This is a genomic window from Pseudomonas sp. S2_H01 (assembly GCF_054668305.1).
In genome coordinates, this window is the sequence record NZ_CP162756.1 from 590,922 (window position 1) to 603,158 (window position 12,237).

Annotated in this window: 8 protein-coding genes; 7 read left to right on the forward strand and 1 reads right to left on the reverse strand. The window is 59.6% G+C overall.

Going from position 1 to position 12,237, the window contains the following annotated elements; all coding sequences use genetic code 11:
- The first annotated feature begins 74 nt into the window (after nucleotides 1–74).
- The 7 genes from AB4N84_RS02675 (at nucleotide 75) to fabI (ending at nucleotide 10,136) form a co-directional block, all read left to right on the forward strand.
- Entirely contained in the window at nucleotides 75–1,682 is a 1,608-nt protein-coding gene (locus AB4N84_RS02675; protein WP_460045164.1) for a lytic transglycosylase domain-containing protein, read from the forward strand.
- A gap of 223 nt (nucleotides 1,683–1,905) precedes the next feature.
- A complete protein-coding gene (locus AB4N84_RS02680; protein WP_460045166.1) occupies nucleotides 1,906–3,735 on the forward strand; it encodes an extracellular solute-binding protein in 1,830 nt (609 codons plus the stop codon).
- Nucleotides 3,732–5,615, forward strand: coding sequence for an extracellular solute-binding protein (locus AB4N84_RS02685; protein ID WP_460045167.1), 1,884 nt, complete (start codon nucleotides 3,732–3,734; stop codon nucleotides 5,613–5,615). Before AB4N84_RS02680 ends, AB4N84_RS02685 begins: the two co-directional genes overlap by 4 nt.
- Nucleotide 5,616: 1 nt before the next feature.
- Nucleotides 5,617–6,690, forward strand: coding sequence for a microcin C ABC transporter permease YejB (locus AB4N84_RS02690; RefSeq protein WP_074759143.1), 1,074 nt, complete (start codon nucleotides 5,617–5,619; stop codon nucleotides 6,688–6,690).
- A 1-nt stretch (nucleotide 6,691) separates the two neighbouring features.
- Entirely contained in the window at nucleotides 6,692–7,711 is a 1,020-nt protein-coding gene (locus AB4N84_RS02695; RefSeq protein ID WP_460045168.1) for an ABC transporter permease, read from the forward strand.
- Between the two features lies 1 nt (nucleotide 7,712).
- Nucleotides 7,713–9,323, forward strand: coding sequence for an ABC transporter ATP-binding protein (locus AB4N84_RS02700; RefSeq protein WP_074759139.1), 1,611 nt, complete (start codon nucleotides 7,713–7,715; stop codon nucleotides 9,321–9,323).
- An 18-nt stretch (nucleotides 9,324–9,341) separates the two neighbouring features.
- Nucleotides 9,342–10,136 carry an enoyl-ACP reductase FabI gene (fabI, locus tag AB4N84_RS02705; protein WP_074759137.1) on the forward strand — a complete coding sequence of 265 codons (795 nt, stop codon included), beginning with the start codon at nucleotides 9,342–9,344 and terminating at the stop codon, nucleotides 10,134–10,136.
- 622 nt (nucleotides 10,137–10,758) lie between these two features.
- Here fabI and AB4N84_RS02710 read toward each other — a convergent pair.
- Nucleotides 10,759–12,113 (reverse strand): IS3 family transposase gene (locus AB4N84_RS02710; protein ID WP_460042898.1). Its coding sequence is split into 2 segments (ribosomal slippage): nucleotides 10,759–11,654 and nucleotides 11,654–12,113, totalling 1,356 coding nucleotides; the frame shifts between segments, so codons are not numbered across the junction.
- Between the last annotated feature and the right edge of the window lie 124 nt (nucleotides 12,114–12,237).

Here is a 12,237-nt window from a genome sequence, read left to right on the forward strand (position 1 = left end):
TCTGAAAGGTTGACCGTTGTTAAGACGCTTTCTAGAATCGCCCGACATTTTCGACTGGAACTATCCCCCAGCCAATGTCGTCATCTATACGCAGAACCTTTAATTCCGACGCATTGACTCGGTTAGCTCAGGCAATCGCGGTGGTCGCGAGCGCAACATTGGCAGGCTGCCAGACCACCAGCAGTCTGGACCCTGCCGGCGCGTCAATCGCCTCTCACTCGCCCGCCACCGTCAAGCCGAAGTCGGTATTTGTTGCACGCAAACCAGCGCCTCTGGCTCCGCCGCACGACGTGTGGGAGCGCATGCGTCAGGGCTTCCAGCTGCAGGATGGCAACGACCTCAACCCGCGCATCGATCAACAGCGTCTCTGGTTCGCCAACAACCCGTCGTTCCTCGAAACGGCTGGCGAGCGTGGCAGCCTGTATATGCATTACATCGTCGAGCGCCTGGAAGAACGCAACATGCCGCTGGAGCTGGCGCTGTTGCCCGTGATTGAAAGCGCCTACAACCCGATGGCGCTTTCACGCAGCGATGCGGCCGGGATCTGGCAGTTCATCCCGTCCACCGGCCGTTATTTCAACCTGCGGCAGACCAATTTCTACGATGGCCGCCGCGACATCACGGCGTCCACCACGGCAGCGCTGGATTACCTGACCAAGCTGCACGACATGTTCAACGGTGACTGGCTGCTGGCCCTTGCCGCCTATAACGCCGGCGAAGGCACCGTCAGCCGGGCCATCGAACGCAACGAAAAGCTCAACCTCCCGACCGACTACTGGAACCTGCCACTGCCGCAGGAAACCCGCGACTATGTGCCTAAATTGCTGGCCCTCTCGCAGGTGGTCATGTCGCCGGAAGCCTATGGCGTCAACCTGAACCCGATCGACAACAAGCCCTACTTCGACGTCGTTGAGCTGAACCAGCGCATGGACCTGAACAAGGTCGCGCAAATGGCCAACATCGACGAAGACGAGCTGATGCAGCTCAACCCCGCCTTCAAGAAGCGTCTGACCATCGACGGCCCGCAGCATTTGCTCGTCCCGACCTCGAAGTCGCAGTTACTGACCGCCAGCCTGTCGAACCTGAAGCCTGAAGAACTGGTCGACTGGCAGCAATACCGCGTGCGTCCAGGTGACAGCCTGGCCAGCATTGCCAGCCGCTACAAAGTGTCGACCAGCACCATCAAAGACCTGAACAAGCTGTCCAGCAACCATTTGAAACGTGGTCAGGCGCTGACCATTCCGGTTCAGCCGGGCATGAAGACGGCGATGCCGGTGTTCGAAGAAGTGGCGGAAGTGGACGAAAAGCCCGCTCGCACGCGCACCTACAAGGTCAAGAAAGGCGACAACCTGGGCCAGATCGCCCGCATCAACAAGGTTGAGGTGAAGGATCTGCAGCACTGGAACAAACTGTCGGGCTACAACCTGAAAGTGGGTCAAACCCTGGTCATGCAGGACAACAGCAAGCCGGCCAGGACCCCTTCCCGCGCCGTCGCCAAAAACGACAGCAAAGCGGATGACGCAGATGGCAAGGCCACACAGTACAAGATCCAGAAAGGCGATTCGCTGTACCTGGTGGCCAAACGTTTCAACGTCGAAATGCAACACCTCAAGCGCTGGAACCCTCGCAGCGGCCAGGCGCTGAAGCCGGGGCAGACGCTGACGGTTTATCTGCCGCATTGATGGGCGCACAACTGGGCAGTATTCACCGATTGCCCGCCTGGAAAACGACCCCATTGTAGGAGCGCGCTTGCCCGCGATTGCGGCGTGTCAAACGACAGATGTGTCACAGACATACCGCATTCGCGGGCAAGCGCGCTCCTACAGGTGAGCATCCACGACTCCCCTTTTTCCAGCCCATACAAGCTGTTACTGTGACCGACCGCTGCCTGGATCGAATGCCCATTTGATACGCCCATTGCTGCTGATTTCCAGCCTGGTCTTGAGCACGACAGCCGCCGCGACCATCAGCGAAAGCCATGGTTACGCACAGTTCGGTGTCCTCAAGTATCCGGCCAGCTTCACCCATTTCGACTGGGTCAATCCCGAGGCGCCGAAGGCTGGCACCTTGCGAATCATGGCCAACGGGACGTTCGACACCCTCAATCCCTACACTTTCAAGGGCAGCAGCCCGATTTCGACGCCCAACTTCGGTCAGTACGGCGTCAGCGAGCTGAACGAACCGTTGATGGTCGGTACCGGTCAGTACGATCCTTCCGGCGACGAAGCCACCTCCAGTTACGGCCTGATTGCCAAATCGGTCGAATACAACGAAGACCGCAGCTGGGTGGTGTTCAACCTGCGCCCGGAAGCCCGCTTCCACGACGGCAAACCGATCACGGCCTATGACGTGGCGTTCTCTTACCGAACGCTGCTCAAAGACGGCCATCCGCAGTACCGCACGGCGTTGCAGGAAGTGCAGCGGGTGGACATTCTCAACCGGCATCGCATTCGCTTCGTGTTCAAGCGGTCCGGCAACCCATTATTGATTCTGCGCCTCGGTGAATTGCCGGTGCTGCCCCAGCATTACTGGAAGAACCGCGACTTCAAGGCCACGACCTTCGAGCCGCCTCTGGGCAGCGGTCCTTATCGCATCACCCAAGTGCGTCCCGGTCGCAGCCTGGTGTTCGAGCGGGTGAAGGATTACTGGGGCAAGGATTTGGCGGTCAATCGCGGCAAGTACAACTTCAATCGCGTGGAAGTCGAGTTCTACCGCGACGCCGACGTCGCCTTCGAAGCGTTCAAGGCGGGCGAGTTCGACATTTACATTGAGCATCAGGCCAAGAACTGGTCGACAGGTTACGACTTCCCGGCTGTGGCTAACGGCAGCGTGATCAAGGCGCAGATTGCGCATCAGATCCCGACGCAGACCCAAGGCCTGTTCATGAACACCCGTCGCGGCACCTTCGCCGACATCAAGGTGCGTGAAGCCTTGGGCCTGATGTTCAACTTCGAGTGGACCAACCGTACGTTGTTCAACAATGCCTACAGTCGCTCGACCAGCTATTACCCCAACAGCGAGTTTTCCGCGACCGACCTGCCCGCCGGTCGCGAGTTTCTGACGCTGTCGCCCTATCGCGATCAACTGCCGCCCAAGCTGTTCACCCAGCCGTTCACGGTGTCAAAAACCGACGGCGGCGGCGTGCCACGGGACACCTTGCGTAAAGCGCTGGGTCTGCTGGCTGAAGCCGGCTGGAAATTCACTGACCGTGGCCTGACCAACAATGCCGGCCAACCGTTGCGTTTCGAAATACTTCTGGTCAACCCCAATCTCGAACGAATCCTGCAGCCCTACATCGAAGACCTGACGCGGATCGGCATCGATGCCCGGCTGCGCACGGTGGATCGTGCCCAATACAAACAGCGCCTGGACCAGTTCGATTTCGACATGATTCTGATGACCCTGAACCAGACGCTGAGTCCGGGCCTGGAACAGTGGCAGTATTTCCACTCCAGCCAGGCCGGCATCAGAGGCAGCAAGAATTACGCAGGCATCGCCAACCCGGTTGTGGATAACCTGCTCAACCAGCTGTTGGCGGCGAAAACCCGGGACGATCAGGTCGCGGCCACCAAGGCACTGGACCGCGTTCTGCTCTGGCAGCACTACATGATTCCCAACTGGTTCCTCAACAATCATCGCCTGGCGTACCGCAACCGGTTCGCCTTCGTCACCACCCCGCCCTATACCCTGGGCCTGCGTGCGTGGTGGCTCAAGCCTTCGGAGAAAACTCAATGACCGTACTGCGCGCCGTGACACGGGCCGGCGGCCTGTTCCTGCTCGGCCCTCTTCTATTGGGGATGGCCTGTTCATCCCAGGCGGCCCCGCAACATGCCATCACGCTGTACAACGAGCCACCGAAATACCCGGCCGACTTTAAACACTTCGACTACGTGAACCCGGATGCACCCAAGGGCGGGATTCTGCGCAGTGCCGGTTTTGGCGGGTTCGACAGCCTCAACCCGTTCATCAGCAAAGGCGTGCCTGCCGATGATATCGGCCTGATCTACGACACCCTCGCGCGTCAGGGCCTGGACGAACCGTTCACCGAATACGGCCTGATTGCGGGCAAAATTGAAAAAGCCCCGGACAACAGCTGGGTACGGTTCTACCTGCGCCCCGAAGCGAAGTTCAACGACGGCCATCCGGTGCGCGCCGAAGACGTGGTGTTCAGTTTCAACACCCTGATCAAGGATGGCTCGCCGCTCTACCGCAGTTACTACGCCGACGTCGATCAGGTGGTCGCGGAGGATCCGCTGACCGTGCTGTTCAAGTTCAAGCACAACGACAACCGCGAATTGCCGTTGATCATCGGCCAGTTGCCGGTCCTGCCGAAGCATTGGTGGGCGACCCGTGATTTCAACAAGGGCAACCTGGAAATCCCGCTGGGCAGTGGGCCGTACAAGGTGGTCGACGTCAAGGCCGGGCGCTCGGTGCGCTATGAGCGGGTGAAGGATTACTGGGGCAAGGACTTGCCGGTCAACAAAGGCCTCTACAACTTCGACAGGCTGTCCACCGACTATTACCGCGACAACACCGTTGCGCTCGAAGCGCTAAAGGCCGGGGCTTTCGATTTCTGGCAGGAAATGACCGCCAAGAACTGGGCCACGGCCTACGACGTGCCCGCCGTGCGCGAAGGCCGACTGATCAAGGAAGAAATCCCCAACGGCAACCCGCAGGGCATGCAGGGTTTCATCTTCAACCTGCGCAAGCCGATGTTCCAGGACATCCGTGTGCGTCAGGCACTGAGCCTGTTGCTGGACTTCGAGTGGACCAACAAACAGCTGTTCTTTGGCACGTACACCCGTACCAAGAGTTACTTCGACAACTCGGACATGGCCTCGCGCGGCCTGCCGTCCGACGCCGAACTGAAAATCCTCGAACCGCTGCGCGACAAGCTGCCTGCGCCGCTCTTCACGGATGAGTTCAAGCTGCCGGTAACTGACGGCAGCGGCATCATTCGCGACCAACAGCGCAAGGCCTTCCAGCTGCTCAAGGACGCGGGCTGGAAAATCGTCGGCGACAAGATGGTCGACACCGAAGGCAAGCCGGTCAGCATTGAATTTCTGCTGGCCCAGACCGAATTCGAGCGCGTGTTGCTGCCGTTCAAGCGCAACCTGGCCGACATCGGCATCAACCTCGACATCCGTCGGGTCGATGTCTCGCAATACATCACCCGCCGCCGCTCGCGCGACTACGACATGATCGTCGGCAGTTTCCCGCAGTCCAGCTCACCGGGTAATGAGCAACGTGAATACTGGGACTCGTCGGCTGCGGACAAACCGGGCAGCTACAACCTGATCGGCCTCAAAGACCCCGCCGTCGACACCCTGGTCAGCGGCCTGATCAACGCCGATTCAAGGCAGAGCCTGATCGACCACGCTCGCGCCCTCGACCGCGCGCTGCTGTGGGGTTATTACGTGATCCCCAACTGGCACATCAAGACCTGGCGTCTGGCCTACTGGGACCATCTCGGTCACCCGAAAAAATCGCCGCTGTACGACATCGGCACCATGACCTGGTGGGTCAAACCCGATGCGACGCCTGCGATTCCGGTGCAGACCGCGCCTGACCTCGCCGAACCTGAAGCTGCGCCATCCAAAGGCACGGAGCAATAACATGCTGGCGTACATGCTGCGGCGCTTGCTGCTGATCGTGCCGACCCTGTTCGGCATCCTGCTCATCAACTTCGTGATCATCCAGGCCGCGCCGGGCGGCCCGGTGGAACAGATGATCGCCAAGCTCGAAGGCTTCGAGGGCGCCACCAGCCGGATCGCCGGCGGCGGCGCGGAAGTCTCCGTGGCAGGCTCGACCTACCGTGGCGCGCAGGGCCTGGACCCGAGCCTGATCAAGGAAATCGAGCACATGTACGGCTTCGACAAGTCGGCGCCGGAACGCTTGTGGATCATGGTCAAGAACTACGCCCGCCTGGACTTCGGCGACAGTTTCTTCCGCGACGCCAAGGTGATCGACCTGATCGTCGAGAAGATGCCCGTCTCGATCTCCCTGGGGCTGTGGAGCACGCTGATCATGTACCTGGTGTCGATCCCGCTGGGAATCGCCAAAGCCACGCGGCACGGCAGCCAGTTCGACGTCTGGACCAGTTCGGCGATCATCGTCGGTTACGCCATCCCCGCCTTCCTGTTCGCCATCCTGCTGATCGTGGTGTTTGCCGGCGGCAGTTATTTCGACTGGTTTCCGTTGCGCGGCCTGACGTCCAGCAACTTCGATGAGCTGACCTGGCTGGGCAAAGTGGGCGACTACTTCTGGCACCTGGTCCTGCCGATCACTGCGCTGGTGATCGGTAACTTCGCCACCATGACCCTGCTGACCAAAAACAGCTTCCTCGACGAAATCGGCAAGCAGTACGTGATCACCGCCAAGGCCAAGGGCCTGACCCAGCGTCGGGTCCTGTACGGGCACGTGTTCCGCAATGCCATGTTGTTGGTGATCGCGGGTTTCCCGTCGGCCTTCATTGGCATCTTCTTCACCGGCTCACTGCTTGTAGAAGTGATCTTTTCCCTCGACGGCCTGGGCCTGATGAGCTTTGAAGCCGCGATCAACCGCGACTACCCGGTGGTGTTCGGCACGCTGTTCATCTTCACCCTGCTGGGGCTGGTGGTGAAACTGATCGGCGACCTGACCTACACGCTGGTTGACCCACGTATCGACTTCGACCGCAGGGATCATTGATATGACGTTGTCGCCTCTCAATCGACGCCGTTTCGAACGATTCAAGGCCAACAAACGTGGCTGGTGGTCGCTGTGGCTGTTCCTCATTCTGTTCGGGCTGAGCCTGGGCGCCGAGTTGATCGCCAACGACAAGCCGCTCGCCGTGCGCTATGACGGGCACTGGTATTTTCCGGTGCTGGAGCGCTACCCGGAAACCACCTTCGGCGGCGAGTTCCCGCTGGAAGCCAATTACAAAAGCCCGTACATCAAAGAACTGCTGGCAGCCAAAGGCGGCTGGACCCTGTGGGCGCCGATCCCGTTCAGCTATCAGAGCATCAACTACGACCTGAAAGTCCCGGCGCCCGCCCCGCCTTCGTGGGAAAACCTGCTGGGCACCGATGACCAGGGTCGGGACGTCCTGGCGCGGGTGATTTACGGCTTCCGCGTCTCTGTGTTGTTCGCCCTGACCCTGACCATCCTCAGTTCGATCATCGGCGTCATCGCCGGTGCATTGCAGGGGTTCTATGGCGGCTGGGTGGATCTGGTCGGCCAGCGCTTTCTGGAGATCTGGTCAGGCCTGCCGGTGCTGTACCTGTTGATCATCCTCGCCAGTTTCGTCCAGCCCAATTTCTGGTGGCTGCTGGGCATCATGCTGCTGTTCTCGTGGATGAGCCTCGTCGACGTGGTACGCGCCGAATTCCTGCGCGGGCGCAACCTGGAATACGTGCGCGCCGCGCGGGCGCTGGGCATGCAGAACGGCGCGATCATGTTCCGCCACATCCTGCCCAACGCCATGGTCTCGACCATGACCTTCATGCCGTTCATCCTCACCGGCGCGATCGGAACGCTGACCGCGCTGGACTTCCTGGGCTTCGGACTGCCCGCCGGCTCTCCCTCGTTGGGCGAACTGGTTGCACAGGGCAAATCCAACCTGCAAGCGCCGTGGCTGGGCATGAGTGCTTTTGCCGTGCTGGCGATCATGTTGAGTTTGCTGGTGTTCATCGGCGAATCCGCCCGTGACGCATTCGACCCGAGGAAATGAGATGAATCAGGACAATCTGATCGAAATCCGCAACCTGTCCGTCGAGTTCGTCACCGGCGACAAGGTCCAGCGCGTGGTCGAAGGCGTCAGCTTTGACATCCCCAAGGGCGAAACCCTGGCGCTGGTCGGCGAAAGCGGATCCGGCAAGTCAGTCACCGCGCATTCGATCCTGCGCCTGCTGCCCTACCCGCTCGCGCGGCATCCCACCGGGACGATTCAGTACGCGGGCAACGAATTGCTGACGGTCAGCGAGAAACGTATGCGCGCCATTCGCGGCAACCGGATCGCCATGATCTTTCAGGAGCCGATGACCTCGCTGAATCCATTGCAGTCGATCGAAAAGCAGATCAACGAGGTGCTCGGCCTGCACAAGGGCCTGACCGGCAAAGCCGCCACTCGGCGCACACTGGAGCTGCTGGAACTGGTAGGCATCCCGGAACCCTTGAAACGCCTCAAAGCCCTGCCACACGAGCTCTCCGGCGGTCAGCGCCAGCGTGTGATGATCGCCATGGCGCTGGCCAACGAGCCGGAACTGTTGATCGCCGACGAGCCGACCACGGCGCTGGACGTCACGGTGCAGCTGAAAATCCTCAAATTGCTCAAGGAATTGCAGGCGCGTCTGGGCATGGCCTTGCTGTTGATCAGCCACGATTTGAACGTGGTTCGACAAATTGCCAACCGAGTATGTGTCATGCAGCGCGGTTGCATCGTCGAACAGGCATCGTGCGAAGAGCTGTTCCGTGCGCCGCAGCATCCGTACACCAAAGAACTGCTGAGTGCCGAGCCCAAAGGCGGCCCTGCGAACAACGCTCCCGGCGCGCCGATGCTTGAAGTCGAAGACCTGAAAGTCTGGTTTCCGATCAAGAAAGGCGTGTTCAAGCGCACCGTCGATCACGTCAAAGCCGTAGACGGCATCCACTTCAGTCTGCCCAAGGGCCAGACGCTGGGGATTGTCGGCGAAAGCGGCTCGGGCAAGTCGACGTTGGGCCTGGCGATTCTGCGGTTGATTCGCAGCGAAGGCGAGATACGCTTTCAGGGCGATTCACTGGCGTGTCTCAAGCAGGATCAAGTGCGTCCGTTAAGACGCCAGATGCAGGTGGTGTTTCAGGACCCGTTCGGCAGCCTTAGCCCGCGCATGTCGGTGTGCGACATCGTCGGCGAAGGCCTGCGTATCCACAAGATCGGCACGCCGGTGGAGCAGGAAGCCGCGGTGATCGAAGCGCTCAAGGAGGTAGGTCTGGACCCGGACACCCGGCACCGCTACCCCCATGAGTTTTCCGGTGGACAACGGCAAAGGATCGCCATTGCCCGGGCATTAGTGTTAAAACCGGCGCTGATTTTACTGGACGAGCCGACCTCGGCCCTCGACCGGACCGTTCAGCGCCAGGTGGTGGAGCTTTTGCGCTCCCTGCAAACGAAGTACAACCTGACGTATTTGTTTATCAGCCATGACCTGGCGGTCGTCAAAGCGCTGAGCCACCAACTGATGGTGGTCAAGCAAGGCCAAGTGGTCGAACAGGGTATGGCAGAAGACATCTTCGCCGCACCGCAACATCCTTATACACAGCAGCTGCTGGAAGCCGCCTTCTTGGCGCCGGCAGCTGTCGATTAACCTGAAGAGGAACAAACCATGGGTTTTCTCGCCGGTAAGCGCGTCCTGATCGTCGGTGTCGCCAGCAAACTGTCCATCGCATCCGGCATTGCTGCCGCCATGCATCGCGAGGGCGCTGAGCTTGCCTTCACCTACCAGAACGAAAAACTCAAAGGCCGCGTTGAAGAATTCGCAGCCGGCTGGGGTTCGAACGCCGACCTGTGCTTCCCGTGCGACGTGGCCAGCGATGAAGAAATCGCCAAGGTCTTCGAAGCACTGAGCAAGAAGTGGGACGGTCTGGACTGCATCGTGCACTCCGTGGGCTTCGCCCCGGGCGATCAACTGGACGGCGACTTCACCCAAGCCACCACCCGTGACGGTTTCCGTATTGCTCACGACATCAGCGCCTACAGCTTCGTGGCGCTGGCCAAAGCCGGTCGCGAGATGATGAAAGGCCGCAATGGCAGCCTGCTGACCCTGTCGTACCTGGGCGCCGAGCGCACCATGCCTAACTACAACGTTATGGGTATGGCCAAGGCCAGTCTGGAAGCCGGTGTTCGTTATCTGGCCCGCAGCCTTGGTCCAGAAGGCACCCGCGTCAACGCGGTATCGGCGGGTCCGATTCGTACTCTGGCGGCTTCGGGTATCTCGAACTTCCGTAAAATGCTGGCTGCCAACGAAGCGCAGACACCGCTGCGTCGCAACGTGACCATTGAAGAAGTCGGCAATGCCGGCGCCTTCCTGTGCTCTGACCTGGCGTCCGGTGTCAGCGGCGAGATCATGTACGTCGACGGTGGCTTCAACACCACGGCGATGGGTGATCTGGAAGGTTGATGCTCTAACCTTCGTGCACCCTTTGTAGCCGGCTTGCTGGCGAATGCGGTGGGTCAGTCAGCGGTTTGCTGAGTGGCCTGCCGTTTTTTTTGGCCAGCGTTTTTTGGGGTGGTGGTGGGTGTATATCCGTTATTTATGGTGACGCGGATTATGGTTCCGCTCTAGAAAATCAAAAGCAAAAGTATCGGCTGTGCGAATCCTGTAGGAGCGCGCTTGCCCGCGATCTGCCGGGAACCGGCAGCAAAACCTGTGCATGCGGGGTGATAGGCAGAACCGAGTCGCCTGATTTTGCTACCGCTACGCGGCAGATCGCGGGCAAGCGCGCTCCTACAGGATGCCGTGCGGTCGATAGATGCACGACTCAAGAAAGCGAAGAGCGTTAGCTCCAGCCCAAGTTGCTCTTGGACGCGACAGCCCAGACGCCGCAAAACGCGACTTGGGTGCAGGCCAAACGCAGACGGCGCACAGTGGGTCGAGCGGCAGGGATGCCGCGAGAGCGCTGCTAGGACATGGATGTCCGTTCAGCGCGGGCCCACGGAGCGTTGTCGGAGTGCGGGTACCCGACGAAGTCGGGCCCAACCAGGAGCAGGGCACTTGAACTGACCCCCGAAAGTTGGACAAATTACAGACTCATTATCTGGCTTCGAAATTGTACCGGACTGAGGCCGTTGAGCTTCATGCTGATCCGCTCGTGGTTGTAGTAATGGATGTACTCGTCGAGCCCGGCTTCTAATTGCTCAACGGTGTCGAAGCGCTCAAGGTAAAAAAACTCGCTCTTCAGAGTGCCGAAGAAGCGCTCCATCACAGCGTTGTCATAGCAGTTCCCTTTACGCGACATGCTTTGTTGAAGGCCTTTTTGGGCCAGCCGATGCCGGTAATTAACCTGACGATACTGCCACCCCTGGTCCGAGTGCAGCAAAGGAGTCTGCTCTGGCCCCAGTCGTGCCAGAGCCTTCTCCAGCATTTTTGACACCAGCTCAAACACCGGCCGCCTGCTGGTCTGGTAAGCCACGATCTCCCGGGTACAAAGATCCAGTACTGGTGACAGGTAAAGCTTTTGCCCGTTGACCTTGAACTCGGTGACATCGGTCACCCATTTTTGGTCGGGAAGGTCGGCCTTGAATTGGCGCGCCAACCGATTAGGCGCTGTCTCGCCCTCCGGGCCTTTGTAGGAGCGATATTTCTTGATCCTGACCAACGACTTGAGCCCCATCATCTGCATCAACCGCTGTACCGTCTTGTGATTGGCATGTTCGCCTATCTGTCTCAGGACCGCGGTGATACGGCGATAGCCGTAACGTCCCTTGTGCTGCTCATAGATGCGTCGCACGTGAGCCTTGAGCCCGGCGTGTTTATCGCGGGCAACGGCCTTGGCCTGATAGTAGAACGTGCTGTGGGCCAAGCCGGCAGCACGCAACAGCCATTGCATCGAATGCTCATGCCTCAATCCCTGGATTATGTGCGCTTTTTGGCTCGCGCTGCATTCTGCTCCCGGATCAAGGCATCGAGCTTTTTTAAGTAGGCATTCTCCGCTCGCAGGTAACCCAGCTCATCGAGCAGTTCCTGGCGAGTACGCTCGTCATCGCCAGGGCAAGGCTGTACAGCTTTTTCAGATGGTTTTTGGGGCATGGCAGGCTCTCTCTCCCGATGCGGCTTCAGCGCATTGATACCTCCGGCATGGTACAGCCTCTTCCATTCCCCGATGCTGTTTTGCCCGCGGATGCCAAAGAGAATGGCGGCTTGCTGGTCCGACAATCCATCCTGCTCAATGCGCTGTAGAACACTGAGTTTGAACTGGGCGTCATAGCGGCTGTACTGCCTCGCAAGGCCGGGCAGACCGTGTTGCTGATAGCTGCGCACCCAGCGCTGCAGGATGGAATGACCGATACCATTTTTGACTGCAACCCCGTTGGTGCTGCTGCCGGCCAGGCATTGTTTAACCAGTTTGAGTTTGAAGGCTGGATCGTACTTCGTCATGGCTGTTCCCTCGGTTGGACTGGGTGTCCAACTTTCGGGGGTCAGTTCACACTTTTGGTTACTTTTGGTGCCTTTTCAAAAGTGACCCGCCGGAGGGGCGGAAAGGTGATTCGGCGCCACCCAG